Origin of the sequence: Maritimibacter dapengensis, from assembly GCF_019218265.1 — a bacterium.
Taxonomy (GTDB): Bacteria; Pseudomonadota; Alphaproteobacteria; order Rhodobacterales; family Rhodobacteraceae; genus Maritimibacter; species Maritimibacter dapengensis.
This window is the reverse complement of sequence record NZ_JAHUZE010000002.1, coordinates 532,727-558,085: the sequence shown is the minus strand read 5'-3', so window position 1 is coordinate 558,085 and position 25,359 is coordinate 532,727. Positions and strand designations below refer to the sequence as shown.

Sequence of the window (25,359 nt, the reverse complement as noted above, 5' to 3'; positions counted from 1 at the left end):
CATGGTCAGCCCCGGCGCAAGGCTTTCAACTCCAGCCGGCGGGCATGAAGCACCGGTTCGGTATAACCCGACGGCTGCTCGCGCCCCTTGAAAACAAGGTCACATGCCGCATTGAACGCGACCCCGTCGAAACCGGGCGCCATCGGCTCATAGGTCGGATCGTCCGCGTTCTGCCGGTCGACGACCTCGGCCATCTTGCGCATCGCACCCATCACCTCGTCCTCGCTGACGACCCCGTGGTGCAGCCAATTGGCCAGCGCCTGAGATGAAATCCGACAGGTCGCGCGGTCCTCCATCAGGCCCACATCGTGAATGTCCGGCACCTTGGAGCATCCGACCCCGTGGTCGATCCAGCGCACCACGTAGCCAAGAATGCCCTGCGCGTTGTTCTCGATCTCTTCGCGCACCTCGTCCTCGGACCAGTTCGCCCCGTCCGCGAGCGGCACGGTCAGAAGATCGTCCAGCGTCCCGCGCGGCCCGCCCTTGGCGATCTCGTCCTGCACGTCGGCAACATCGACCCGGTGATAATGCGTGGCATGGAGCGTGGCGGCGGTCGGAGACGGCACCCAGGCGCAATTTGCCCCCGCCTTCGGATGCCCGATCTTGGCCTCCAGCATCGCTTCCATCCGGTCCGGCATGGCCCACATGCCCTTCCCGATCTGCGCCCGGCCCTTCAAGCCACAAGCGAGCCCGATATCCACGTTCCGATCTTCGTAGGAGGCGATCCAGGCGGAATTCTTCATCTCGCCCTTGCGGATCATCGGCCCGGCTTCCATCGCGGTGTGGATCTCGTCACCGGTTCGGTCGAGGAACCCTGTGTTGATGAACGCCACGCGATGTTTCGCGGCGCGGATACATTCCTTGAGGTTCACGCTCGTGCGCCGTTCCTCATCCATGATCCCGAGCTTCACGGTGTAACGCGGCAGGCCCAGCACCTCTTCGACCCGCGTGAACAGCTCATCCGCGAACGCCACTTCCTCCGGCCCATGCATCTTGGGCTTCACGACATAGAAACTTCCGGTCGCGGAATTCGCCTTGCGGTCGAGGTCGTGCATCGAGGCGAGCGTCGTCATCATCGCGTCCATGATGCCCTCGAACACCTCGTCGCCATTGGCGTCCAGAATGGCCGGATTGGTCATCAGATGGCCCACGTTGCGCACAAGCAGGAGCGCGCGGCCCTTCAGGACCAGCTCGCCCCCGTCCGGCGTCCGATAGGGGCTGTCGGGGTTCAGCTTGCGGGTGAAGGTCTTGCCCCCCTTTGTGACCTCTTCGGTCAGGGTGCCTTTCATCAGGCCAAGCCAGTTGTCATAGGCAAGCGCCTTGTCCTCACCATCGACACAGGCCACGGAATCCTCGCAATCCATGATCGCGGACGTCGCGCTTTCAAGCCAGATGTCGGCAATCCCGGCAGGGTCTTGCTTGCCCACGTCGGTCGAAGGATCGACAAGAATCTCGATATGCAGCCCGTTGACGCGCAAGATCACCTGCAGGTCACACAACTCGCTCGAATACCCCACGAATTGCGCCGGATCGGCCAGCGCCGGGACGAGACCCCCGTCCTCGACAGCCAATTCCGAAACATCGGCCCACGATCCGCTCGCCAACGGCGCGACCGCGTCCAGATGCGCCTTGGCCCAGGCGATGACGCGCGCACCGCGCTCCGGGTCATACCCCTTGCCCGACGGCAGATCGCCCATCGCATCAGTGCCGTAAAGCGCATCGTATAACGACCCCCACCGCGCGTTGGCCGCGTTCAAAGCATAACGTGCGTTGGTGATCGGCACGACAAGCTGAGGCCCGGCGATCGTCGCGATCTCGGGGTCCACGTTCTGCGTCTCGATGGAGAACGCCTCCCCCTCGGGCACGAGATAGCCGATCTCTTCCAGAAAGCTCTTCTGCGCGGGTACATCGCCGCCGCCATCACGATACCACGCGTCGATTTGCGCCTGCATCTCCTCGCGCTTTGCAAGAAGCGCACGGTTTTTCGGCGTCAGGTCCTCGACGATCTGCGCGAAGCCGCGCCAGAAATCGTCCACCTTCACGCCGGTCTTCGGAAGCGCCCGCGTCTCCACGAACAATGCGATTTCCGGTGCGATTTTCAGGCCAAAATGCTCGACACGACGCTCCATGAGCCCCCCGATTCAGTAGTGTTCGACAACACACCGGGCTTAGGAAAGTTTCCGATAGGAAACAAGCGAAAAACCTTGGCTCGTCTACCCTGCGCGACGACAGGCCTTGGAGCAATAGCGCACCTCGTCCCAGACCCGCGCCCATTTGCGCCGCCACGTGAAGGAACGGCCACACCGCGCACAGGTCTTGACCGGCAAATCGGCCTTCTTGCGCATCTTTCTGGCAGGTTTCGGGGGCATTTTCGTAAAAAAGGCCCCGACGCGCTGGGTGAGGTTCGCCGGGGCCTGTCTGAAATCAGTTGGTCGTGGAATCGTTGGTTTCGCCCATGACGGGCTGATCCGCCGCGACCTCGTCGGAACGGTCGATCGCGGTGAAGGTAATTGCCGCCCCCATGATCCCGCCGATCAAGACCGCGATGGCGATGCCGAAAAGCGAGGGCGCATGGCGGCGCGTTTCGCGTTCCGTATTGGTGGTGGGTGCTGACATATCTGTGTTCCTTCCCGTCTTATGTTTGCGCGGGCCTGCTCTTGTAGCCCGTCAGTCACACACATAACGTCAGGAGAACCGCTACAGTTCACATCCTCCCGAAAAGGTGAGCCATGAAAGACGCATCTCCGCAGCCGATCTACCTGACCGACTACACGCCGCCCGCTTACCTCGTGGACGACGTGCATCTCACCTTCCGGCTGGACCCGACCGCGACCCGCGTGATCTCACGCATTTCGTTCCGCCCGAACCCGGACGCGGCGTCCAAGCGCTTTTTCCTTCATGGCGAAGGACTTAAACTCATATCTTCACGTGTCGATGGCAGCGATATCGACGTTCGCGATGTCGAAAACGGCATCGAGGCGGACGTGCCGGACGCCCCGTTCGTGTGGGAAGCCGAGGTCGAGATCGACCCCAAGAACAACACCGCGCTCGAAGGTCTCTACATGTCGCCGCAGGACGTGGGAGAGAGCAACGCGAGTGGGCGCGATAGCCTGCCAGCAATTAAGCCGATGTACTGCACGCAATGCGAGGCCGAAGGCTTCCGCAAGATCACCTACTACCCCGACCGCCCCGACGTCATGGCCCCCTTCACCGTCCGCATCGAGGGCGACGAACCCGTGATGCTGTCCAACGGCAACCCGACCGGCGAAGGCGACGGCTGGTGCGAATGGACCGACCCATGGCCCAAGCCCGCTTACCTCTTCGCGCTCGTGGCAGGTGACCTCGTCGCGCGCGAAGACAGCTTCACCACGATGTCCGGCAAACACGTGGACCTGAAACTCTGGGTTCGCCCCGGCGACGAGGGCAAGACCGCCTTCGGCATGGAAGCCCTCAAGAAGTCGATGAAGTGGGACGAAGAGGTCTATGGCCGCGAATACGACCTCGACATCTTCCAGATCGTCGCCGTGTCCGACTTCAACATGGGCGCGATGGAGAACAAGGGGCTGAACATCTTCAACACCTCCGCCGTGCTCTGTTCGCCCGAAACCTCCACGGATGCGAATTTCGAGCGGATCGAGGCGATCATCGCGCATGAATATTTCCACAACTGGACCGGCAACCGCATCACCTGCCGCGACTGGTTTCAACTGTCGCTGAAAGAGGGGCTGACGGTCTTCCGTGACCAGAGTTTCACCGCCGATGTCCGCTCCGAAGCCGTGGCCCGTATCTCGGACGTGATTGCGCTCCGTGGCCGCCAGTTCCGCGAGGACAACGGCCCGCTGGCGCATCAGGTGCAGCCCGACAGCTTCGTCGAGATCAACAATTTCTACACCGCGACGATCTACGAAAAAGGCGCCGAGATCATCCGTATGCTGAAAACGCTCGTGGGCGACGACGCCTACCGCAAGGCGCTCGACCTCTATTTCGACCGCCACGACGGACAGGCCTGCACCATCGACGACTGGCTCACGGTGTTTCAGGATTCGACGGGCCGCGACCTCACCCAGTTCAAACGCTGGTACAAGCAGGCGGGCACCCCGCGCCTCGACGTGACCGAGAACTGGGACGACGGGACCTATCAACTCACCTTCACCCAGACGACTCCGCCCACGCCGGGTCAGGATGTGAAGGAACCCTTCCTCATCCCCATCGCCGTGGGCCTGCTCGGCCCCAACGGAGACGAGGTGCAGGCGACAAAAGTGCTCGAAATGACCGAAGGCACCCAGACCTTCACGTTCGAGGGCCTGTCGTACCGCCCGACCCCCTCGATCCTGCGCCATTTCTCGGCCCCGGTGATCCTCACCCGTGAAACCCCGCCAGAGGAACGCGCCTTCCTCTTCGCCCACGACACCGACGCCTTCAATCGCTGGGAAGCGGGCCGGTCGCTCGCGAAAGAGGTGCTGGTGGGCCTTGTGACAGGCGAAGACACGCCGCAATCGCTCTACCTCGACGCGCTTGCGACCATGCTGCGCAACGACGACCTGGACCCGGCGTTCCGGGCGCTCGCGCTCCAGATGCCGGGCGAAGACGACCTTGCCCAGACCCTGTTCGACGCAGGAGTGACCCCGGACCCAGATGCCATCCACAACGCCGCCGAAACGCTGAAACAGGCACGCGCCGAACATCTGCAAGACCTCCTGCCCCGGCTGATGGCGGATATGGAGGTGACCGAACCGTTCGTCTCCAACGCCGAACAATCCGGCAAACGGGCGCTCGGGCTGGGCCTTCTCAAACTCGCCACCCGGCTCGACGGCGGCAAGGCTGCACAAGCGCAATGGGACCGCGCAGATAATATGACCCTGAGCCTCGGCGCGCTGGCCTGCCTGCTGGACGCGGGTAAGGCCGAAGGCCCGCTCGCCACCTTCCGCGAGCGTTGGAAGGACGACGCGCTGGTCATGGACAAATGGTTCATGCTCCAGATCATGCATGCCGACCCCGAAGACGCGGCAGCCACCGTCGAGCGCCTGACCGAAGACCCCGCATTCACCATGAAGAACCCGAACCGCTTCCGCTCGGTCTTCGGGGCCTTCGCAGGGCATCCGGCGGGCTTTCACCAGAAAGACGGCTCCGGCTACCGCCTGCTCGCAGACTGGCTCATCAGGCTCGACCCGCTGAACCCGCAGATCACCGCCCGCATGTCCGGCGCGTTCGAGACGTGGAAACGCTACGACGCCGACCGGCAAGGGCTTATCAAGTCCGAACTCGACCGCATCCTTGCGACCGACGGCCTCAGCCGCGACACGACCGAAATGGTGACCCGGATCAGAAACGCCTGATGGACGATCCCTTCCGCCACCACCCCAATCTGCGCGACAGGATTGCCCCGGCGGATGCTTCGTTCTTTCGCGATCTGGACCTGGCCGAACTTGACGCGCGGTTGGTGGCGGCAGGGCAACCGGCGGACTGGCGCACGCCGGACGACATTCGCGAAGCGGGCCGCAAGGCGGTCATCGACGACCACCGCGGCGGCGATCTCTGGGTCTTCGCCTATGGCTCGCTCATGTGGGACCCCGCCATGATCTTCGCCGAGGTGCGCCGCGCCCATACGCCCGACCATGCGCGGGCGTTCTGCATGTGGGACGACGGCGCGCGCGGGTCGCCCGATCAACCCGGACTGATGCTCGGGATCGACGCGAACGGCGCCGGTTCGGGCTGTCACGGTCTGGCCTTTCGCATCGCCCAGGACAGGATCGAACACGAAACCTTCGTGCTGTTCCGACGCGAAATGATCGCCGAAGGCTACGTGCCGACATGGGTGGAGGTCTCCACCGATTTCGGCGCGCTGACGGCGCTCACCTTCGTCGCCGACCACACCAAGGACAACATCGTCCCGGATATCCCGATCGAGGATCAGGCCCGCATGATCGCCGTTGCCGAAGGGGACCTGGGCAGCAATTTCGCCTATCTGGACAACCTGCGTGCGCACCTCGTCGAACTCGACGTGCGCGATGCCTATGTCGAAGACCTCTACGCGCGGGTCGTGGCGTTGCGAGGCAACAGCGGCTAACGCCCGAACGCCGCCCCCTCCAACGCCTCAATCTCGTCGATCTGGTCCTTGGTCAGAACATCGAGATACTTCTTAAGCGACCCTGCCCGAGGCTCCTCCACAAGCTCGAAGTCCCCCAGCGCCGCCTGCTCGTCTTCTGTAAACACCCGCCGAAATGCCCCCTCCGGGTCCGCCACCAGCGCCTCGTAATCCACCCGGCGCAACGCACCGCCCATGGCCTCCTCCCGGTCCAGAAATGCGCGACGGTGGGCGAATACCCGATGCGCGCACAGCAAATGCTTCGGCAGCGCCTCGATGTCTTCGAACCGATCCAGCCCGAGGAAACGGTTCGGGAAAGGCACGCGGGGCTTGGCGTCGTCCTGCCACGCGCCCGCGTGGCGATACCAACTCATCACGCCCCCATGCCTCAGCATCGAAGCGACGACCTGATAGGCCGGCCGATCCGGGTAGAGGAACACCAGTCCCGGAAACATTGCCGCCCAGTGTTCGACGAAAAACAGGTTCGGGTGGTGCTGGTCGAGGAACACGCCGTTCAGGTAAAGCATCTGCCGCCGGTAGTAATCCGCGGTCGCCTCCGATGGCATCCGATGGTGAATCGCGGCCTTGGCGATATCCATGAGGACCGCGTTGTTCTCGACCCCCGCCAGGGGGTCATGCGCCCCCGAGAATCCTTCGAGCAACCGGATCGTGAAATGCGTCCCCGACCGGCCCGTGCCGACCACGAAAATGCCCTGCATGACGCCTCTCCTGCCTGCCCCCGCCCGCCGTGATATCGCAATCACGCGGTAGGGGAAACAGACGGCGCCGTCAGGCAGCAGGGCCGTTAGCCCGAAAGCCGTTCGGCCAGAAAGCCCGAGAACGCCTCCCAGGACGCGGCATCCGCGCGCTCCTGGTAGCGGTCCGATCCGAACACCGTGAAGGCATGGGGTGCCTTGGAATAGACCTCGATGGTGTAAGTATTGCCGGCCGCTTCCATCTCCGTTGCGAAGCCCGCCACATCCTCCATCGTGATCGACGTGTCCGCCCCGCCGTGAAACACCATGACCGGCGGCTCGTCACCGCCCCAGCCCTGCCCGTCCGGCGTGGACAGCCCGCCGTGAAACGTGGCGAACCCCGCCGCCATGTCGGCCATGTCGCTGCGCGCCATTTCCAGTGCCACGGCCCCGCCGAAGCAATAGCCCGTCACCACCATCGCATCAGCTTCCGACCGTTCCATCGCCTGCGACACGCCCGCCTCGATCAAGGCGCGCATCCGGTCCCGGTTCTCGTAAAGCGTGCCGGTCGCGGCCATGCGATGATCCATCGTGTCGGTCGGCGTGTCGTCCCCGAACATGTCGAGCGCGAATGCGTCATAGCCCATCTCGGCCAGCATGTCGGCGCGTTCGCGTTCGTAATCGGTCATCCCGTCCCAGTCGTGGGCAATCAGGACCAGCCCCTTGGGCGCATCGGCCTTGGCGAAATAGCCGGTGAAAGTCTCACCGTCGACGCTGTAACTCACGTCCTCGGCGACAGCCGGGGCCGCGAGCAGCAGCGCGGCACCGGCGAATGAAATGTTGCGCATGGTTCCTCCGATCGTTTTGTCTGACACTTTCGGGCACAGCCCGACGCCAGTGTAACCCGAGCGCCCCGTTCCCTAAGCCCTCGCGCGTTCAAGGCCATTCACGACCCCGCGACCGGGACAGGCACGAACCGACACGAAAAAAGGCGCCCCTCCCGGAGCGCCCTTCGTGCATGTTTTGCCTGTCTGTTCTGCCGTATCAGCTCGACGATGCCTGGCAATAGGGCTGCTCGCGCACCCATGCGATCATGTCGTTGCGCTTCTTCGAGCTGTGGAACGGGCCCCAGTCCGCAGCGACACCGCGCATCCCGTGGCTGACCACGCCGTCACGCGCGACGGTCTTGTTCATGATCCGCACCGCACAGGACAGGTTCGATGCCCCATCCTTCAATGCCGCGCCCGAGCGCGCCTGACAGCCGTAAAGCCGTGCGGTCGACGGCAGGATCTGTGTCAGACCATACCATTTGCCGCCCCCGCCCACGGCGGTCTGCCGCCAGGTGCTTTCGTGAAACGTCAGGCTGGACAGAAGCCCGGTCCAGAATGCCTTGCGCCCATCAAGATTCTGTTCGCGATAGCCGGGGCACCAGGTGTCGATATCCGCCGGAATGATGGCGGTCAGGTTCGTGCCGTGGGTGTCCAACGCATCCAGGGTGGCCTTGGTCCAGACCGCGCCGTGGGGTTTGTGATCCCAGCGCATGGTCATCGGGACGGAGGCGTCGCTCTTCGAGGAGAACACTTCTTCCACGTCCATTTGGGCACACCCTGCCGTGAGTGCCACCAATCCTCCCATGAGTACGGTTTTAAGTCCCATGTAAAAAATCTCGTCCGTTGTTGCGGTCGCGGGCAGAAACACGCCCGAAACCGCAAAATCAAGCTCCCGGCAGAGGCCTTTGCCACATTTCAGCCATTTTTCGCTCAAATCCGGGACGCGGAGTTCGATTTATGCAACCAAACGGCCCCCGCAACCCTACTGTCGCGTCTGGAGACACGGTCGCCGCGCGGGTTGGCAAAAGACGTCGCCGAGGCTGGCAATGGCCCATCCGCCGAGCAGGGCGAAGTGCTGGCCGACATGAAACGCGCCCTCCGCCTCTCCTGACGGCGGCGCGGGCCGCTCTTGCACGCTCGCGGACGCTGGCCTAGAACGCCCCAGACCCGATCAAGAGGACGCGGACCATGCTCGACCATCTCGCCTTTGAGACCCCGAAACCCACCGTCATCGCCGGTGCGAAAGAGGATTGGGAACTCGTCATCGGGATGGAAGTGCACGCGCAGGTCTCGTCCAAGGCCAAACTGTTCTCGGGCGCGTCCACAAAATTCGGGGCCGAACCCAACTCGAACGTCGCTTTCGTCGACGCGGCGATGCCGGGGATGCTGCCGGTCATCAACGAATTCTGCGTGGAGCAGGCGGTGCGCACGGGCCTTGGCCTCAAGGCCGAGATCAACCTTTTCTCCGCCTTCGACCGCAAGAACTACTTCTACCCCGACCTGCCGCAGGGCTACCAGATTTCGCAGCTCTACCACCCGATCGTGGGCGAAGGCGAAGTGATCGTGGACATGGCGCCCGGCGTGGCCCGCCGCGTGCGCATTGAACGCATCCACCTCGAACAGGATGCGGGCAAGTCGATTCACGACATGGACCCGAACATGTCCTTCGTCGACCTCAACCGCACCGGCGTCGCGCTCATGGAAATCGTGTCGCGCCCCGACATCCGCGGCCCCGAAGAGGCTGCCGCCTACGTCACCAAGCTGCGCCAGATCCTGCGCTACCTCGGCACCTGCGACGGCAACATGCAGAACGGCAACCTGCGCGCCGACGTCAACGTCTCGGTCTGTCGCCCCGGCGATTACGAACGCTATCAGGAGACACAGGATTTCTCACATCTAGGCACCCGCTGCGAGATCAAGAACATGAACTCCATGCGCTTCATTCAGGCCGCCATCGACTACGAGGCCCGCCGCCAGATCGCCATCGTCGAAGACGGCGGCACCGTCGATCAGGAAACCCGCCTTTACGACCCGGACAAGAACGAAACCCGCTCGATGCGATCCAAGGAAGAGGCGCACGATTACCGCTACTTCCCCTGCCCCGATCTCCTGCCGCTCGAGATCGAACAAGGCTGGGTGGACGATATCGAAAAGGGTCTGCCGGAACTGCCTGATGAGAAGAAGGCCCGGTTCGTCAAGGATTTCGGCCTGTCCGAATACGATGCCTCGGTCCTGACCGCAGACGTCGAGAGCGCGCATTTTTTTGAGAAAGTCGCTGACGGCAACGACGGCAAGCTCGCCGCCAACTGGGTCATCAACGAGCTTTTCGGACGGCTCAAGAAAGACGACAAGGACATCACCGAAAGCCCGGTCAGCCCCGAACAACTCGGCGGCGTCATCGCGCTCATCACCAAGGGCGACATCTCCGGCAAGATCGCCAAGGATCTGTTCGAAATCGTCTATACCGAGGGCGGCGACCCGGCGAAGATCGTCGAAGAACGCGGGATGAAACAGGTCACGGACACAGGCGCGATCGAAACCGCCGTGGACGAGGTCATCGCGGCCAACCCCGAACAGGTCGAAAAGGCCAAGCAGAACCCGAAACTCGCAGGCTGGTTCGTGGGTCAGGTGATGAAAGCCACGGGCGGCAAGGCCAACCCCAAAGCCGTGAACGAAATCGTCGCCGCCAAGCTCGGCCTCTGAATTCGGTCCGATCCGACGCTTCTGACCGCATCTCAGGCGATGCTCACGGCATCGGCTCGGCGGAGCCTTGTTCGCCAAGCTCATCGGGCATCCCGAACACTTGGCGCATTTCGCGATAGGCCGCGCGGCGGGCGTGGTCCTTGGCCCGGCGGCGACCTTCGAGCGCGGCAAGCACCTTGCGAGGGTCACAGACCCAGCACTCCGCACCATCCACCGCCTCCCATGTCGCCCCCTCGATCAGGGCCGCGTAGCTGTCGGCCTTCTTGATGACGATATCCAGCATCCCGAACCGCGTGACGAACAGCCAATCGAGGTTCTCCGCCGTCGCCGGCCACGGCCGCCAAGCCTTGCAGGCGTCCATCGTCCCCCGCGCCCCGCCCCACCCCTCGAGATAGGCGGCAGTCGCCCCCAGGTCTTCGAGACAGGCAGCGACCCGCTCGAGGTTTTCGGGCGTCAGGTCCGGCACGACGTCGAGGTCATTGGGAGTGAACTTCGCACCGTGAAGCGCAAGCACCTGCGATCCGCACAGCACCCAGCGCACATCGAACCGCGCGAGGCACCGTATCAGGTCTCCGGCCCGGAGCGCGGGTCGGTCCTCGGGATCATGGTCGTGCATCCATATCTCCAGGCCGTGTCGGTATCCGCGCGAAGATACCACGCTTCGGGCGCGAAACATGCCTCTCCCATCGGATAGGCGTCACGCCTTGAGGGACGACATCAGCCCTTCGCTTCGGTGATGTCCTTCATCGCCTGCAGGAACCGCGCCACCTCGGCCTCGCTGTTGTAGTGGCACATCGACACCCGTACGCAATGCGCCATGCCCAGCGGGTCGAGGATATTGCCGGAATAATGATCCGCCTTCCGCGTGTGAACCCGCACCCCATGCTCGCGCAACGCCGACACAAGCTCAGGTGCCGGGATCGCATCGAGCGCGAAAGACACCAGCCCCTCGCGCAGCGGGTTGTCCACGCCCCCCAGAATGGTCACGCCCTCGAACTCGGCCAGCCCCTTGAGGTTCCCGGTGCCATGCAGCATCGCCTCGGTCAGCGCCTTTTCCTGCGCATGTATCGCCTCGCCCGCCGCCATGATCCGGGCGCGCCGGTCGCTCTCGTCCGACACCTGCGCGCCGAGCCAGTCGAAATACCCGACCACGTCCGAGAAGGTCGCATAAGCCCCGGTGTCGCGCGTCCCCAACTCCCACGGCTCGCCCGGTGCGTTCAAGAGGTGATCGTGGGACAACCCCGCCAAACGCTCCGACATCCACGCCACGCCGTAGCCATGGCGCGAAAACACCTTGTAGGGTGAGATCACGTAACCGTCGATGTCGTAGCTCTCGATATCGAGCCGCCCGTGTGCCGCGTGCTGGATACCATCGACGATGATGATGCATTCCGGCGCGACCGCGCGGATCGCCTTGGCAATCGCCGCCACGTCCACCGCCATGCCAGTGACCGGCGAGGTGTGCAGGATCGTCGCGACCACCGTATCCGGCGTGACCTCCGGCGCGTAGTTTTCGGCGAAAACCGACCCCCTCGCATCATCATGCCCGACGGTGACATACGGCTTGCCCGCGATCTTCGCCCAGCGGTCACAGGCGCTCCGGCTCGCCGGATGTTCGAGCGTGGACCCCAGCACCTTTCCCTCCGGCGTCCCAAGACACGCCGCCCGGATCAGCCGGAACAGAAGCTCCGTGCCGCTCTCGCCCACGAAGAACCGGTTGCTCGGCGCACCGAAAAACACCTGCATATCCGCCTTGGCGGTGTCGATCATGTTCTGCAATGCCGCAGACGCCGGGTTGTCGCGGCCCTGGTTGTCCGGGATCGCCGCCATCTTGCCCGAGGTCTCGACCACGGTGTTGAGCGTCAGGGCACCGCCCGCGTTCTCGAAGAATATCCGCTCCCCGTCGAACGGACAGGTGTCCACATGCGCGAACTTGGCGCGGATGTCGGTCAGAAGATCAGGCGTGATGTGGGTCACAGGCGGCTCCATGTCTGGGTCTGGTGGTTCGCGGTCTCACATGGATGCGTGCAGGCGCGGCAAGGTTCAAGCCCCGGTTTCCGCGCGGCGCCCCTCCGAGAAGCGATTGAGCGCAAGCAATCCGACGATGACGACCACACCAATGGCCTCGATGGTGATGTCCGACCAGAACACCGCGAGGATCGCGGGGGCCAGTGCGATGCGCTGCCAAAGCGGGATCGGCGCAAACAGATGCCCTTCGAGCATCGCGGCGAAGGCCGTGAGGGCCACGATCGCAATCGCCCCGTTCCAGATCACCAAGGGCAGCGGACCGCCGACGATGATCGCTTCGTTGAAGACCATGAACAGCGGGATCAGGTAGAGGCCCTTGGCGTATTTCCACGCTTGGAAACTCGTCTCCATCGGTTTCGACCCGGCCACGGCCGAAGCCGCGAACCCCGCAAGCGCCACGGGTGGCGTCACGTTCGAGTCCTGCGAATACCAGAACACCACCAGATGCGCGACGAGGAGCGGCACGCCGAACTCATTGGTCAGAGCAGGGCCGACGAGGATGATGAGCACGATATAGGCCGCCGTCACCGGCAACCCCATCCCGAGGATCAGGCTCGCGATCAGCACGAGAAGCAACGCCAGCACCATGTTCCCGCCCGAAAACGCGAGCATCATGGCCGAGAATTTGAGCCCCAGCCCGGTGAGGCCAACGACACCGACGATGATCCCCGCCACCGCACAGGCCATCGACACCGCGACCGCGTTCCGCGCCCCCAGTTCCAGCGCCTCGAGCGTGAGCGACAGCCCCCGCCGCGCGAGCGCGACGAGCTTGGCGAAGGTCGGACCTTCGGTCGCGAAATGCCAAAGCGCGCGGGCCGAGGCGGCGAGCGCGATCGACACGACCGCAAAGAACCCGACCCGCATGGGCGAATAACCCGCGATCAGGAAATAAAGCAGCACCCCGAGCGGCAGCAGGAAATGCCAGCCCTGCGCCATAACCTCGCGCACCTTGGGAAGATCGGCAGACGGCATGCCTTCCAGCCCGAGCTTCACGGCGGCGATATGGACGAGCAGATAGACAGACCCGAAATAGAGGATCGCCGGGAAGATCGAGACCAGGACGATCTCGATATAGGGCACCTGCGTGAACTCGCTCATCAGGAACGCCCCCGCCCCCATGAGCGGCGGCATGATCTGCCCGCCGGTCGAAGCCGCCGCCTCGATCCCGCCCGCCTGCGCGGGGCGGTAGCCCAATCGCTTCATCAGCGGAATGGTGAAGGCCCCGGTGGTCACGACATTGGCGATGGCCGAGCCGGAAATCGACCCCATGCCCGCCGACGCGATCACCGCCGCCTTCGCCGGCCCGCCCCGCTGCCGACCCGTCGCGGCATAGGCGAGGTCGATGAAAAACTTGCCCGCCCCGGTCACTTCAAGAAACGCGCCGAACAGCACGAAGACGAAGATGAACGTGGCCGCGACGCCAAGCGGTATGCCGAACAGCCCTTCCGCCCCGAGCGTCAACTGGCTCGCCACCCGCTCGATCGAATAGCCGCGATGGTTCAGGATACCCGGCATCCAATCCGCAAGGAACGGCATCGCCCCCCGCGACCCGGCGAAGGCATAGACGACGAACACCGCGCCGATGATCGTCATGACCACCCCCACGGCCCGTCGCGCGGCTTCCAGAACGATGATCGTCGTGATGATCCCGATGGTCACGTCGATGGTGCGCGGGAAAATCGCATTGGCGATGGTGTCGATGTTCCAAGGCACCCAGAACCCGACCAGCACGCCGCCGAGGATCAGTGGCCCGTCGATCAGCCAACCGAACACGCCGCGCCGACGCGTCTTACCCGTCACCGGGTAGATCAGGAAGCAAAGGACCAGAACGAAGCCAAGGTGAATGGGCCGCTGATAGAACAGCCCGAGCGGCCTGATCCCGGCGGCATAGAGCTGAAACAGCGAAAACGCGATCCCGATGATGGCGATCAGCCGCAGCACCACCCAATGCGGCGCGGGGTAGGCGTCGTGGCGTTCGTCGGTATCGGTCATGACCCCTCACCGCCCGCAAGCGATATGCGCACCCGCTCATGCTCCGCCAAGGCCGAGAGCGACACGACCCGGTCCCCGACGCGCAACCGGTGATCCACCGCCATGCTACCGGGGCGCAGGACATAGGCATCGCCCGGCACCGGCTCGTCCAGATCCTCGATCCAGTAGCCGCCCTGCCCGTCAGACACCTGCACGCCACGGCCCGGAATATGGTCCAGCCCGGCCGCGAAATCCGGCAGATGCGAGCGGTCCAGAACCATCCGCCCCGCGCGGTTCACGTAGCAATCCTCGACCTCGAAGCCTTGCACCGAATGCCGCCAGAGCACGCACCAGCCCGCGCCCTCGTCCACCTCGAACCGGGCCAGAACCTCGCCCCCGTCGACACGCGCGGCGATCAGCGTTCCGGCAGATGCCGGCAATGTCGGATTGGATAGGAGGAGCGCCAGAAGCGCTCCCCCGACTCTCCGCGTCACGGACGCAGACGATCAGGGATCTCCGCCCCCGCCTCTTCGTAATACCGGATCGCCCCCGGATGGAGCGGGATCGGCGTCGCCGAGAGCGTGAACTCCACCGTGGTCTGGTTCGCTGCCGGATGCACGGCCTGCAGATCCGCGATATTCTCGAACATCGCTTTCGTGATCGTATAGGCAAGATCGTCCGACATCTCTGACGAGGCGACCAGAACGTTCGGCACGCCAAGCACGTTCACGTCATCCACACCTTCATAGATACCGGCCGACAACGTCGTGCTCGCGAACAGCGGCTGGATCTCCTGCGCCGCCGCGATCTGCTCGTCGGTCAGCTGAAGCACCGTAATCTGGTTCGTCGTGGCAAGGTTCAGGATCGAAGACGTCGGTGCGCCCACGCTCCAGAACCCGACGTCGATATCGCCATTGGCAAGCGCATCGGCAGTCTCGTTGAAATTCAGCCGCTGCTCTTCGATATCGTCATAGGTGATCCCGGCCGCTTCCAGAACCTGCGCGGTATTGACCTCGGTCCCGGACCCCGGCGCACCGATCGACACGCGTTTGCCCTTGATATCCTCGAGCGACGTGATCCCGCTGTCGGCCAGCGCCACGATCTGGATCATGTTCGCATACATCGACGCGATGCCCCGGATCATGTCGAGCTGCTGGCCTTCGAACCGGCCCGTGCCGGTTTGCGCCTGGTAAACCGTGTCGGCAAGCCCGATCGCCAGATCGGCGTCGCCGGTCGCGACCAGACCCATGTTCTCGACCGAGGCCCCGGTGACTTCGGCGGTCGCGCTGTAGCCTTCGACCTTCCCGTTGATCACTTCGGCCAGACCGCCCCCCATGGGGTAGTAAACGCCGCCGGTCCCGCCGGTCGCAACCGACAACGACGTCTGCGCAACGGCAGGGGCCGCTGCCAGCAGGGCAACAGCGGTAATCACACTGAATACTTTCATGTAATCCTCCCAGATTATCTGTGCGCCCGTCATGGGTCGCACGCTCGGCATTTGTTTTTGGTTCCGAGTGACGCCAGCAAAACAACCTTCCGCCGTCCAGTCAACATTGCCGCATAGGGCGCGACCAAACCGGCGCGGACCGCCGGTCGGGCAGATCAGCCTGGAACAGGCCCCGTCGAATCGCGTTCGACCAGCGTCGCGTCGATATGGGTTGGCGCGGCGGAGATTGAATGCCGGCCCTTGCCCTGCGCCCCCTGCATCATCTCGATCAGCCGTTCGGCGGCAGCCGCCCCCATGCGCTTGCGCGGCTGGTGGATGGTGGTCAGGGCCGGAAGGAACCTGTCGGCGAAATCAATATCGTCGAAGCCCATCACCGACACGTCACCCGGCACATCGAATCCCATGTGAACGCATTCCGAGATGAAGCCGAGCGCACATTCGTCCGAGGCGCAGAACACCCCGGTCGGGCGCGCGTCCAGAGCGGCCCAACGCCGCGCGGCCTCGGCCCCGGCTTCGAGCGTGAAATCCGCTTCGAACACTCCGGTCTCCAACCCGAGGTCTCCGGCCTTCTCCAGAAACCCGGCGCGGCGCGTCACCGCGAGCACGTTGTCCTCCGGCCCGCTCACATGCAGCACGGTCCGGTGGCCCAGCGCGGCCAGATGCCCCGCTGCCAGATGCGCCGCGGCCCGGTTGTCGATCCCAAGCCGGGGCGCGTTGTAGGCATCGTTCCATTCCGACAGCTGGATCAGCGGCAGGTGCCAACCGTTCACCACGTCCGGGGCGAGGTTCCCGTCGAGCAGGACGATTCCATCCGCCCGCCCGTCGTAGCCCAGCGACACGAGCCGCTCCCGCCCTATCCGGCTGTCCGAGATCTGCACGGTCAACCCCGCCTCGCTCGCCACGTCCTGAACCGCCGCGATGATCTGGCTGAAAAAGGTGTTCGACAGGTTCGGCGCAAGCATCAGGATCGAGCGCGCACGCCGTTGCCGCAAATCGCGCGCGGCGGCGTTGATGCGGTAGCCCGTGGCCTTCACCGCCTCCATCACCCGCTCGCGCGTGGCCGGACCGACACTGTCCGGCGACGAAAGCGCCCGGCTCACGGTGGCCGTGGACACACCCGCAAGCGTCGCCACGTCCTTGATCCTTGCCCTGGCCGTCATTCCATCTCCTGTCCCCTTCGTTTCGTAATCGATTACATTTTTCATTGCAATGCGATGGTGAATCAGATGTAATCGATTTCATAAGATGCCGGAAAAGGCATCGGGCGCCGTGGAGGCGGCGCCGTTGGGAGGACATATGAAGACGATCAAGGGCCCCGCCCTGTTCCTGGCGCAATTCGCGTCGGACGACACCCCGTTCAACGATTGGGCATCCATCACACGTTGGGCCGCCGATTGCGGCTATATCGGGGTGCAGGTGCCAAGCTGGGACGCCCGGCTGTTCGATCTCGAAACCGCCGCCACGTCACGCGACTATTGCGACACGTTCAAAGGTCGGGCCGCCGAAAACGGGATCGAGGTGACCGAGCTGTCCGCGCATCTCCAAGGCCAGCTCGTCGCGGTCCACCCGGCCTACGACATCGCCTTCGACGGTTTCGCCCATGCCTCTGTCCACGGCGACCCCAAGGCACGGCAGGACTGGGCGGTCCGTCAGGTCAAGATGGCGCTCGACGCCTCGCGCAACCTCGGATTGTCCGCACTCGGCACCTTCTCCGGCGCGCTGGCCTGGCCCTACATTTACCCGTGGCCGCAACGCCCCGAAGGATTGGTGGAAGCCGCGTTCGACGAACTCGCCGACCGCTGGCGCCCGATCCTCGATCATGCCGAAGAGAACGGCATCGACATCTGCTATGAAATCCACCCCGGCGAAGACCTGCATGACGGGGTCAGCTACGAGATGTTCCTCGACCGCGTCGATGGACACGCCCGCGCCCGGATGCTCTACGACCCCTCGCATTACGTCCTGCAATGCCTTGATTACGTTGCACATCTTGACGACTACGCAGACCGGATCGGAATGTTCCACGTCAAGGATGCCGAATTCAATCCGACCGGCAAACAGGGCGTCTATGGCGGCTACCAGTCCTGGCCGAACCGCGCGGGGCGCTTTCGCAGCCCCGGCGACGGCCACGTGGATTTCGGCGCGATCTTCTCGAAACTCACCACGATGGGCTTTGACGGCTGGGCGGTGGTCGAATGGGAATGCGCGCTCAAACACCCCGAGGACGGCGCCCGCGAAGGCGCGGCGTTCGTGCGCGACCACATCATCCGCGTGACCGACCACGCGTTCGACGATTTCGCCGCAGGTGGCGCAGACGACGCGGCCAACCGCAAGATGCTCGGATTGGAAGGCTGACATGGCGGAGGCTCCCATCAGGCTCGGGATGGTCGGCGGCGGCACGGATGCCTTCATCGGCGGCGTCCACCGCATCGCCTCGCGGATCGACGGACACTATGCTCTTGTCGCCGGTGCGCTGAGTTCGACGCCGGACAAGGCCCATGCCAGCGCCGAGGCCCTCGGCCTGCCCCGCAGCTATGGCAGCTACGACGAGATGGCCGAAGCCGAAGCCGCGCGCGACGACGGGATCGAAGCGGTCTCCATCGTGACCCCGAACCACGTCCACGCGCCTGCCGCCATCGCGTTCCTCGAACGCGGCATCCATGTGATCTGCGACAAGCCCCTGACAGCCTCGATGGAAGACGCCGAGCGACTGGCCGACATCGCCCGCGCCTCCTCCGCTCTGTTCATGCTCACGCATAATTACACCGGCTACCCGATGATCCGTCAGGCCCGCGACATGGTCGCGGCGGGCGATCTCGGCGCGCTTCGTCTGGTGAATGTCGAATACGTGCAGGATTGGATGACTGGTCCCGCCGAAGGCAAACAGGCCGAATGGCGCGTCGATCCCGCCCGCTCCGGCGCGGGCGGCGCAATCGGCGATATCGGGACCCATGCCTACAACCTCGCCTGCTTCGTCTCGGGCCTTACGCTCGACCGCCTCGCCGCCGACCTCGACGCCTTCGGGTCCGGCCGCGCGCTCGACGACAACGCCCATGTGATGCTGCGCTGGCAGGGCGGCGCCAAGGGGATGCTCTGGTGCAGCCAGGTCGCCCCGGGCAACGAGAACACGCTCCGCCTGCGCCTTTACGGCGACAAGGGCGGGCTCGACTGGTCGCAGGAGGAACCGAACAAGCTCTGGTTCACCCCCTTCGGAGAACCTAAACGCCTCCTCACCCGCGCGGGCGCAGGCGCGACCCAAGGCAACCTCGACGCCAGTCGTATCCCCGGTGGCCACCCCGAAGGCTACCTCGAAGCCTTCGCCAACCTCTATTCCGATGCCGCCCGCGCGATCCACGCGCACCGAGCCGGCACGGCCCTACCCGACGACCTGCTCTTCCCGACCATAGACGACGGTCTCGACGGTATGCGCTTCATCGACGCGTGCGTCCGTTCGTCGGCCAGCGACAGCGCCTGGGTGACGCCATGAAGCTGGGCATCAACCTCCTCTGTCTGGCAGGCCATATCGACGAGAGTCACCTGCCCCAGATAGAGCGTATCGCGGAGATCGGTTACGACCACGTCGAAATCCCTGTCATGCGCGGCGATCCCGACCATTACGCCTGGTTGGGCGAACGCCTCGCGGGCTTCGGCCTTGGCCGCGCGCAGACCTCCATCGTCCCCGATCCCGACGCCAACCCGCTGTCCGAGGATGCGAGCGTCCGCCAGCGCGGTCTCGACCACCTGTCGTGGATACAGGATTGCGCCGAGGCGCTGGGGTCCGAGACCATCGGCGGCCCGTTCCACGCGCCCATCGGCCATTTCACCGGCGCGGGTCCGACGAAGGCCGAAATCGAGCGTGATGTCGCCGCACACCACACCATGGCCGAACGGGCCGGGCGCAACGGCTACCGGCTCGCGCTCGAACATCTCAACCGGTTCGAGACCTATTTCCTCAACACGATGGAACAGGCCCGCGCCTATGCCGATGCGGTCGATCACCCCGCTTTCGGCATCATGTACGACACGTTCCACGCCAATATCGAGGAGCAGGATCAACCCCGCGCGATCGAGCATCTCGGTCCCCGGCTCGGCGTGCTCCACCTGTCCGAGAACGACCGTGGCGTGGTCGGTCGCGGACAGATCGACTTCGCGGCGGTCTGCAAAGCGGTCAAGGCGACCGGTTTCGACGGCCATGTCGTGATCGAGGCCTTCGGCGCGGGCCTCCCCGAACTCGCCGCCGCCACCCGCGTCTGGCGTCCGCTGTTTCCCGACTTCGAAACGCTCTTCACGGAGTCCCACGATTTCGTCCGCGCGACATGGGAGGCCGCATGACCGACAGCGCCCCCGTGATCGAGATGAAGGGGATCACCAAGTCCTTCCCCGGCGTGCGCGCCCTCTCGGAAGTCAGCTTCGACGTCCGGCCCGGCGAAGTGCAGGCGCTCGTGGGCGAGAATGGCGCGGGCAAATCGACCCTCATCAAGATCCTCTCCGGTGTCTACCACGCCGATGCGGGCGAAGTTCACGTGGGCGGTGAAGCGGTCCACTTCGCCCATCCCGTGGAATCGCTTCAGGCGGGGATTGCCGTTATTTATCAAGAGTTTTCGCTACTTCCCGAACGCACCGTCGCGCAGAACCTGTTTCTGGGCCGGGAGCCGCGCACCCGGTTCGGCCTCATCGACGGGGCCAGGATGCGCGCCGAGACCCGCGAGGTGCTGTCGCTTTTCGCTGCGGCCGGACGCATCGACCCCGACCGCACCGTGGGTGAGCTGGACGTCGCCACGCAGCAGGTCGTCGAAATCGCCAAGGCCGTCTCGACCGGCGCGCGCGTCGTGGTGATGGACGAACCGACCGCCGCCCTGAACGAAGCCGAATGCGAGGAGCTCTTCGCCACCGTTGACACCCTGCGCAAACGCGGCGTCGCCATCATCTACATCACCCACCGGATGCGCGAAATCACGCGGCTGGCCGACCGCGTCACTGTGCTCAAGGACGGCGAAGTGGCCGCCCGGTTCGACGAGGTGCCAGCCCCCGACGCCATCGTGCGCGCCATGGTCGGGCGCGACATCGAGGATTTCTATGCCCCGCCCGCCACACCGGACGAGATCGGCGAAACGATCCTCTCCGTGCGCGGCGCGGGAAACGCGATGCTCCACGATATCGACCTCGACGTGCGGGCGGGCGAAATCGTCGGACTGGCGGGGATACAGGGCGCGGGCCGCGTCGCCCTCGCCATGGCGCTCTTCGGCCAGACCCCGTTCGAACATGGCGACGTCACGCTGAACGGCGACACCGTCACCTTCCGCAACCCGCGCACCGCGATCATGGGTGGTGTCGGGCTTCTGCCCGGTGATCGCAAGGCCGAGGGGCTCGTCCTCATGCAATCCGTGCGCGACAACGGCATGCTGACCTCGCGCGCTTTCGGCAAGCTTTGGGGTAGTGACCGCAAGAACGCCCACGCCGATACCGATCGCATGGACGAATTGCTCGACCACATGGAAATCCGCGCGGCTTCCTACGATCAGGACATCCGCGCGCTTTCGGGTGGCAACCAGCAAAAGGCCATCGTGGCCCGCTGGCTCTCGATGCGCCCGAAGCTCCTGATTTTCATCGAACCGACCCGCGGCATCGACGTGAATTCCAAGGCGGGCATCTACCACCTGATGCGCGACCTCGCGCGCGAAGGCGCCGGTATCCTGATGATCTCCTCCGACCTCCCGGAGGTGATCGGAGCGGCCGACCGCGTGCTCGTCATGCAGGAAGGCCGTATCGCCGCCGAGTTTCCTCACGGGGCCAGCGAACAGGATGTCATGCACGCCGCAACGGGCGAAACGGGGGTGGCCGCATGAGCCTCGCCGAAGACACGCCGCCGCGCAAAACCGGCTTCCGGTTCGAACGCTGGGCACCGCTCATCCTTCTGGGCGGGGCGCTGGTGATCTACGTCATCGTCGCGCTCGCCACGGGACAGGCGCAATACCTGACCTTCGACAACCTGATCGCCATTCTTGGCCGCTCCATCGCGCTCGGCATCACGGCGGTCGGCCAGACCTTCGTGATCCTCGTCGCCTCTATCGACCTGAGCGTGGCGAGCCTGATCTCCGCCACCGCCGTTCTCGCCTCAGTGGTGATGGACGGCTCTCCCGCGATGATCGTGCCCGCGGTGCTGGCGGCCCTCGTGCTCGGCGGTGTCGTCGGCGTGACCAACGGGATCGTGGTCAGCGTGCTGAAGGTCAACCCGCTCATCGCGACCCTCGGCATGAGCCTTATCATTCAAGGGTGCCTCTCCGCCTTCGTTTCCAACTTCGCGGGCGAAGTCCCGGCGGCGTTTCAGGTCTTCGCCTATGGCGAAGTCGGCCCCTTCCCCATCGCGCTCCTGTTCCTCGCGGGGCTCGCGGTGCTCGCATGGATCGTGCTCCGCTTCACCAAGTTCGGCTCCGACATGTATGCGGTCGGCGGCAACGAAGAAGCCGCACGCTTCGCGGGCATCAAGACCGGGCGGATCGTGGTCCTCTCCCACGTCATCTGCTCGGTCTGCGCGGCGATAGCCGGGCTCTATCTCGCCTCCCGCCTGCGCTCCGGCGCGCCGTGGATCGGCTCCGACGGGGTCTACGACCTCGAAAGCATCGCCGTCGTGGTGATCGGCGGCACCGTGCTCGCGGGCGGACGCGGCGGCATCTGGGGGACGATGGCGGGGATGCTGATCTTCTCGCTCATCGACAGCGTGTTCAACATCGCGGGCGTCGACAGCTTCGCCAAGCAGGTGCTGCGCGGCATCATCATCGTCGCCGCCGTCGCCTTCTACGCGATCCGCTCGAAAAGGATCGTGGCATGACCGAGCGCACCGAAACCCGCGGGCTGTTCAGCCGCCTGCCCCAGATCAACCCGGTCTGGGTGCTCCTGGCCGCGCTGATCGTGGCGATCATCTTCATGAACCCCGGCTTCGTGGAGCCGACCGGCTATATGAATTTCCTCAAACGCGCAGCCCCGCTCGCAATCCTCGCGGCCGGTCAGGTCTATGTCATCACCTCCGGCGGCTTCGACCTCTCGGTCGGTTCGCTCATCACGCTGGTCGTGGTCGGCTCGTCCATGCTGACCAACAACGACCCCACCGCGACCTATTGGGTGATCCCCGTCATGCTCGGGATTGGGCTGGGCACCGGGCTCGTGAACGGGCTCGTGGTCTGCTTCCTGCGGGTCCCCTCGCTCATCGCCACGCTGGGCATGATGATCACGCTCAACGGGCTGGCCTTCATGTGGTCCGGCGGCGCACCGCGCGGCTACCTGCCCGACACCTTCCGCTTCTTCGGACGCGAACTGATCCGCGACGTGCCCCTCGTGCGCTTCATCCCGGTTTCGGTGATCGTGCTGATCGTCGTCGTCGGCCTCTTCGCCTGGCTCATGCACCGCACGAACCTGGGCCGGCAGGTCCACGCCATCGGCGACAACCCCGTGGCCGCCCGCCTCGCCGGGGTCTCGGTCAACCGCACCCGCATCACCGCCTTCATGCTCTCGGGCCTGTCCGGGGCCATCGCCGGCATCCTGCTCGGCGGCTTCGCGGGCGTCTCGACCGATGTCGGCACCGGCTACGAGCTTCAGGCGATCACAGCCGCCGTCCTCGGCGGCGCGCAGCTTCTCGGAGGGCGCGGCTCCGTCCCGGCCGCCCTCGGCGGCGCGCTCGCCCTTACCGCCATATTCACACTTCTGAACTTCCTCGGCCTGCCGCAACCCGTCCGGCAGGTGGTGCAAGGTCTTATTCTGATCGCGGCCGTCGCGCTCGCCATGCACCGAAGGAAACAGACGGGAACCTGAGGGGCGCATGCTGCGGCCCCCAAACCACTAGGGAGAGAGAGATGAAACATATCCTGATGGCGACGGGAGCGCTGGCCCTCAGCCTCGCGCCCCTTCACGCCCAGAACTTCGACGACCCGGAAGAATTCGCCAAACAGCAGGAACAGCTCGCGGCGGAGCCGATGGGACCGGCAGACCAGCCGTGGCTTCAGCATATCGGTGACGCCATGGTCGAAACCGCCGATCTCGGGGTCGAAGCCCCGGCAACGGTCTGCTTCTCCAACGCGGGCGTGAACAACCCGTGGCGGGTCGTGGGCTACACGAACATGACCGAAGAGGTCGCCAACCACGAATCTATCGGCGAATTCATCCATGTCGACGCCGAAGGGTCGGACGACAAGCAGATCGCCGACATCGACGACCTGCTCGCAGGCGGCGATTGCGACGTGATGATCGTATCGCCGAACACCACGGCGGCCCTCACCCCGGCCGTCGAACGCGCCTGTGAGGCGATGCCGGTCATCGTCTTCGACCGCGGCGTGAACACCGACTGCCCGGTGACCTTCGTGCACCCGGTCGGCGGCTACGGCTTCGGCATCCAGGGAGCCGAGTTCATCGCCGACAACGTCGACGAAGGCGGCAACGTCCTCATGCTGCGCATCCTGCCCGGCGTGGACGTGCTGGAGACCCGCTATTCCGCCGGTCGCCGCATCCTCGATGAGGCCGGACTCAACATCGTCGGAGCCGAATTCACCGATGGCGACAACGCCAAGACCAAGTCGATCGTGGAAGACTACCTGATGCGCGGCGAGATCGACGCTGTCTGGATGGACGCAGGCGCGACCGCCGTGGCGGCGATCGAGGCGTTCGAGGATTCCGGCTACGAGATCCCGGTCTTCGTGGGCGAGGATCAGCAGGACTTCCTGCGCAAGTGGCAGGACGAAGGTCTGACGGCCATCGCCCCGACCTACCCGACGTTCCAGTGGCGCACAGCGGTCATCGCGGCGGCGCATGTGATCGAGGGCGAAGCGGTCCCCGGCCCGGAATGGGTCTTGCCGCAACCGGCGATCACCCAGGACAACCTGGATGAATACGTGAACCCGGCAATGCCGCCGCTGCACTACGCAATGTGCGGCTGCGAGGACATGGCCAACTACCCCGGCGCTTGGGGTGGCAATTGATCCGATGGAACGGGGCGGCGCGAGCCGCCCCATTTCATTTGGCGGGTCTCATGGACAAGGGAGGAGAACCATGACCGGAACCATCGAAACGCATCATTCCATGCCGCGCGGACGCGTGCCCAACAGCCGCTTTCCGCTGCTCATTCACCGGGGCGGCGTGCCCGGCGGCGGCATGGACGCCGTGCGCGACCGCTTCCAGAAAAGCGGCTGGCTGAACAACTGGCATTATCCCGGCATCTATCTCTATCACCATTTCCACTCCACCACGCATGAATGCCTCGGCGTCGCCGACGGCTGGATGGAGCTGGAGCTTTTCGGCAAAGGCGGCACGAAGGTGCGCGTCGACGCGGGTGACGTGGTCGTCATGCCCGCCGGCGTGTCTCACGCGATGATCGGCAATTCCGACAACGTCATGGTGATCGGCGGCTACCCCGAGGGCCGCGACTGGGACAACATCCAAGAGGAATTCGTGAGCGAGGCCGATTTCCGCGCCGCTGCGAAACTCATCATGTCCCTGCCCATCCCGGCAACCGACCCCGTGACCGGCCAACCGCTCACCCAATGGCGCGATACGCAATCTTCCGTGGATGCCGGCTGGAACGACTTCCGCGACGGCCTCGACGCTTCGGGCTGA

Annotated in this window: 23 protein-coding genes; 11 read left to right on the top strand and 12 right to left on the bottom strand. The window is 64.7% G+C overall.

Annotation, left to right across the window (positions count from 1 at the left end; all coding sequences use genetic code 11):
• Positions 1-5: 5 nt before the first annotated feature.
• From KJP28_RS09010 to KJP28_RS09000, 3 genes are all read right to left on the bottom strand, one after another.
• Positions 6-2,129 (bottom strand): malate synthase G, encoded by a 2,124-nt coding sequence (locus KJP28_RS09010; protein WP_218392220.1) that lies wholly within the window; start codon positions 2,127-2,129, stop codon positions 6-8.
• 84 nt (positions 2,130-2,213) lie between these two features.
• Positions 2,214-2,345, bottom strand: coding sequence for a DUF2256 domain-containing protein (locus tag KJP28_RS09005; protein ID WP_218392841.1), 132 nt, complete (start codon positions 2,343-2,345; stop codon positions 2,214-2,216).
• Between the two features lie 79 nt (positions 2,346-2,424).
• A complete protein-coding gene (locus KJP28_RS09000; RefSeq protein ID WP_218392219.1) occupies positions 2,425-2,616 on the bottom strand; it encodes a hypothetical protein in 192 nt (63 codons plus the stop codon).
• A gap of 113 nt (positions 2,617-2,729) precedes the next feature.
• Here KJP28_RS09000 and pepN point away from each other — a divergent pair, with 113 nt between their 5' ends.
• Together pepN and KJP28_RS08990 are read left to right on the top strand one after the other, a co-directional pair.
• Complete coding sequence (gene pepN, locus KJP28_RS08995) at positions 2,730-5,336, top strand: aminopeptidase N (protein WP_218392218.1); 2,607 nt, start codon at positions 2,730-2,732, stop codon at positions 5,334-5,336.
• On the top strand, positions 5,336-6,067 hold the full coding sequence (locus KJP28_RS08990; protein WP_218392217.1) for a gamma-glutamylcyclotransferase: 732 nt from the start codon (positions 5,336-5,338) through the stop codon (positions 6,065-6,067). The genes pepN and KJP28_RS08990 overlap by 1 nt, the downstream gene beginning before the upstream one ends.
• On the opposite strand, the gene KJP28_RS08985 is transcribed toward KJP28_RS08990, so the two are convergent.
• The 3 genes from KJP28_RS08985 to KJP28_RS08975 all read right to left on the bottom strand — a co-directional run bounded on the left by KJP28_RS08985 (position 6,064) and on the right by KJP28_RS08975 (position 8,436).
• Positions 6,064-6,804, bottom strand: a complete 741-nt coding sequence (locus KJP28_RS08985; RefSeq protein ID WP_218392216.1) for a sulfotransferase — start codon at positions 6,802-6,804, stop codon at positions 6,064-6,066. The genes KJP28_RS08990 and KJP28_RS08985 overlap by 4 nt on opposite strands.
• 86 nt (positions 6,805-6,890) lie before the next feature.
• Positions 6,891-7,628 (bottom strand): dienelactone hydrolase family protein, encoded by a 738-nt coding sequence (locus KJP28_RS08980; protein ID WP_218392215.1) that lies wholly within the window; start codon positions 7,626-7,628, stop codon positions 6,891-6,893.
• 196 nt (positions 7,629-7,824) lie between these two features.
• Entirely contained in the window at positions 7,825-8,436 is a 612-nt protein-coding gene (locus KJP28_RS08975; protein ID WP_218392214.1) for a transglycosylase SLT domain-containing protein, read from the bottom strand.
• A gap of 362 nt (positions 8,437-8,798) precedes the next feature.
• Between KJP28_RS08975 and gatB the strand changes: the two genes are divergently transcribed.
• Positions 8,799-10,313, top strand: coding sequence for an Asp-tRNA(Asn)/Glu-tRNA(Gln) amidotransferase subunit GatB (gene gatB, locus KJP28_RS08970; protein WP_218392213.1), 1,515 nt, complete (start codon positions 8,799-8,801; stop codon positions 10,311-10,313).
• A gap of 43 nt (positions 10,314-10,356) precedes the next feature.
• Here gatB and KJP28_RS08965 read toward each other — a convergent pair whose 3' ends face one another.
• The 6 genes from KJP28_RS08965 to KJP28_RS08940 form a co-directional block, all read right to left on the bottom strand.
• Positions 10,357-10,929 carry a nucleotidyltransferase family protein gene (locus KJP28_RS08965; RefSeq protein WP_218392212.1) on the bottom strand — a complete coding sequence of 191 codons (573 nt, stop codon included), beginning with the start codon at positions 10,927-10,929 and terminating at the stop codon, positions 10,357-10,359.
• A 101-nt stretch (positions 10,930-11,030) separates the two neighbouring features.
• Positions 11,031-12,290: an aminotransferase class V-fold PLP-dependent enzyme gene (locus KJP28_RS08960; protein WP_218392211.1), complete on the bottom strand. Its 1,260-nt coding sequence runs from the start codon at positions 12,288-12,290 to the stop codon at positions 11,031-11,033.
• A gap of 66 nt (positions 12,291-12,356) precedes the next feature.
• A complete protein-coding gene (locus KJP28_RS08955; RefSeq protein WP_218392210.1) occupies positions 12,357-14,333 on the bottom strand; it encodes a TRAP transporter permease in 1,977 nt (658 codons plus the stop codon).
• Complete coding sequence (locus tag KJP28_RS08950) at positions 14,330-14,806, bottom strand: DUF1850 domain-containing protein (protein WP_336245324.1); 477 nt, start codon at positions 14,804-14,806, stop codon at positions 14,330-14,332. The genes KJP28_RS08955 and KJP28_RS08950 overlap by 4 nt, the downstream gene beginning before the upstream one ends.
• Complete coding sequence (locus tag KJP28_RS08945) at positions 14,803-15,759, bottom strand: TAXI family TRAP transporter solute-binding subunit (protein ID WP_218392209.1); 957 nt, start codon at positions 15,757-15,759, stop codon at positions 14,803-14,805. The genes KJP28_RS08950 and KJP28_RS08945 overlap by 4 nt, the downstream gene beginning before the upstream one ends.
• 155 nt (positions 15,760-15,914) lie before the next feature.
• Positions 15,915-16,919: a LacI family DNA-binding transcriptional regulator gene (locus tag KJP28_RS08940; RefSeq protein WP_218392208.1), complete on the bottom strand. Its 1,005-nt coding sequence runs from the start codon at positions 16,917-16,919 to the stop codon at positions 15,915-15,917.
• A 136-nt stretch (positions 16,920-17,055) separates the two neighbouring features.
• Here KJP28_RS08940 and KJP28_RS08935 point away from each other — a divergent pair, with 136 nt between their 5' ends.
• The 8 genes from KJP28_RS08935 to KJP28_RS08900 all read left to right on the top strand — a co-directional run bounded on the left by KJP28_RS08935 (position 17,056) and on the right by KJP28_RS08900 (position 25,359).
• Positions 17,056-18,114, top strand: a complete 1,059-nt coding sequence (locus KJP28_RS08935) for a sugar phosphate isomerase/epimerase family protein (protein WP_218392207.1) — start codon at positions 17,056-17,058, stop codon at positions 18,112-18,114.
• A 1-nt stretch (position 18,115) separates the two neighbouring features.
• Positions 18,116-19,246: a Gfo/Idh/MocA family protein gene (locus KJP28_RS08930; RefSeq protein WP_218392206.1), complete on the top strand. Its 1,131-nt coding sequence runs from the start codon at positions 18,116-18,118 to the stop codon at positions 19,244-19,246.
• Positions 19,243-20,091 carry a sugar phosphate isomerase/epimerase family protein gene (locus KJP28_RS08925; protein ID WP_218392205.1) on the top strand — a complete coding sequence of 283 codons (849 nt, stop codon included), beginning with the start codon at positions 19,243-19,245 and terminating at the stop codon, positions 20,089-20,091. Before KJP28_RS08930 ends, KJP28_RS08925 begins: the two co-directional genes overlap by 4 nt.
• A complete protein-coding gene (locus KJP28_RS08920; RefSeq protein ID WP_218392204.1) occupies positions 20,088-21,605 on the top strand; it encodes a sugar ABC transporter ATP-binding protein in 1,518 nt (505 codons plus the stop codon). The genes KJP28_RS08925 and KJP28_RS08920 overlap by 4 nt, the downstream gene beginning before the upstream one ends.
• A complete protein-coding gene (locus KJP28_RS08915; RefSeq protein WP_218392203.1) occupies positions 21,602-22,588 on the top strand; it encodes an ABC transporter permease in 987 nt (328 codons plus the stop codon). Before KJP28_RS08920 ends, KJP28_RS08915 begins: the two co-directional genes overlap by 4 nt.
• Positions 22,585-23,565, top strand: a complete 981-nt coding sequence (locus KJP28_RS08910; protein WP_218392202.1) for an ABC transporter permease — start codon at positions 22,585-22,587, stop codon at positions 23,563-23,565. The genes KJP28_RS08915 and KJP28_RS08910 overlap by 4 nt, the downstream gene beginning before the upstream one ends.
• Before the next feature lie 41 nt (positions 23,566-23,606).
• Entirely contained in the window at positions 23,607-24,725 is a 1,119-nt protein-coding gene (locus tag KJP28_RS08905; protein WP_218392201.1) for a substrate-binding domain-containing protein, read from the top strand.
• Between the two features lie 70 nt (positions 24,726-24,795).
• A complete protein-coding gene (locus tag KJP28_RS08900) occupies positions 24,796-25,359 on the top strand; it encodes a cupin domain-containing protein (RefSeq protein ID WP_218392200.1) in 564 nt (187 codons plus the stop codon).

Excerpts from the sequence above, each read along its gene's own strand:
- KJP28_RS09010 (WP_218392220.1), bottom strand. The coding sequence starts at position 2,129 with ATGGAGCGTCGTGTCGAGCATTTTGGCCTGAAAATCGCACCGGAAATC.
- KJP28_RS09005 (WP_218392841.1), bottom strand. The coding sequence starts at position 2,345 with ATGCGCAAGAAGGCCGATTTGCCGGTCAAGACCTGTGCGCGGTGTGGC.
- KJP28_RS09000 (WP_218392219.1), bottom strand. The coding sequence starts at position 2,616 with ATGTCAGCACCCACCACCAATACGGAACGCGAAACGCGCCGCCATGCG.
- pepN (WP_218392218.1), top strand. The coding sequence starts at position 2,730 with ATGAAAGACGCATCTCCGCAGCCGATCTACCTGACCGACTACACGCCG.
- KJP28_RS08990 (WP_218392217.1), top strand. The coding sequence starts at position 5,336 with ATGGACGATCCCTTCCGCCACCACCCCAATCTGCGCGACAGGATTGCC.
- KJP28_RS08985 (WP_218392216.1), bottom strand. The coding sequence starts at position 6,804 with ATGCAGGGCATTTTCGTGGTCGGCACGGGCCGGTCGGGGACGCATTTC.
- KJP28_RS08980 (WP_218392215.1), bottom strand. The coding sequence starts at position 7,628 with ATGCGCAACATTTCATTCGCCGGTGCCGCGCTGCTGCTCGCGGCCCCG.
- KJP28_RS08975 (WP_218392214.1), bottom strand. The coding sequence starts at position 8,436 with ATGGGACTTAAAACCGTACTCATGGGAGGATTGGTGGCACTCACGGCA.
- gatB (WP_218392213.1), top strand. The coding sequence starts at position 8,799 with ATGCTCGACCATCTCGCCTTTGAGACCCCGAAACCCACCGTCATCGCC.
- KJP28_RS08965 (WP_218392212.1), bottom strand. The coding sequence starts at position 10,929 with ATGCACGACCATGATCCCGAGGACCGACCCGCGCTCCGGGCCGGAGAC.
- KJP28_RS08955 (WP_218392210.1), bottom strand. The coding sequence starts at position 14,333 with ATGACCGATACCGACGAACGCCACGACGCCTACCCCGCGCCGCATTGG.
- KJP28_RS08945 (WP_218392209.1), bottom strand. The coding sequence starts at position 15,759 with ATGAAAGTATTCAGTGTGATTACCGCTGTTGCCCTGCTGGCAGCGGCC.
- KJP28_RS08940 (WP_218392208.1), bottom strand. The coding sequence starts at position 16,919 with ATGACGGCCAGGGCAAGGATCAAGGACGTGGCGACGCTTGCGGGTGTG.
- KJP28_RS08935 (WP_218392207.1), top strand. The coding sequence starts at position 17,056 with ATGAAGACGATCAAGGGCCCCGCCCTGTTCCTGGCGCAATTCGCGTCG.
- KJP28_RS08930 (WP_218392206.1), top strand. The coding sequence starts at position 18,116 with ATGGCGGAGGCTCCCATCAGGCTCGGGATGGTCGGCGGCGGCACGGAT.
- KJP28_RS08925 (WP_218392205.1), top strand. The coding sequence starts at position 19,243 with ATGAAGCTGGGCATCAACCTCCTCTGTCTGGCAGGCCATATCGACGAG.
- KJP28_RS08920 (WP_218392204.1), top strand. The coding sequence starts at position 20,088 with ATGACCGACAGCGCCCCCGTGATCGAGATGAAGGGGATCACCAAGTCC.
- KJP28_RS08915 (WP_218392203.1), top strand. The coding sequence starts at position 21,602 with ATGAGCCTCGCCGAAGACACGCCGCCGCGCAAAACCGGCTTCCGGTTC.
- KJP28_RS08910 (WP_218392202.1), top strand. The coding sequence starts at position 22,585 with ATGACCGAGCGCACCGAAACCCGCGGGCTGTTCAGCCGCCTGCCCCAG.
- KJP28_RS08905 (WP_218392201.1), top strand. The coding sequence starts at position 23,607 with ATGAAACATATCCTGATGGCGACGGGAGCGCTGGCCCTCAGCCTCGCG.
- KJP28_RS08900 (WP_218392200.1), top strand. The coding sequence starts at position 24,796 with ATGACCGGAACCATCGAAACGCATCATTCCATGCCGCGCGGACGCGTG.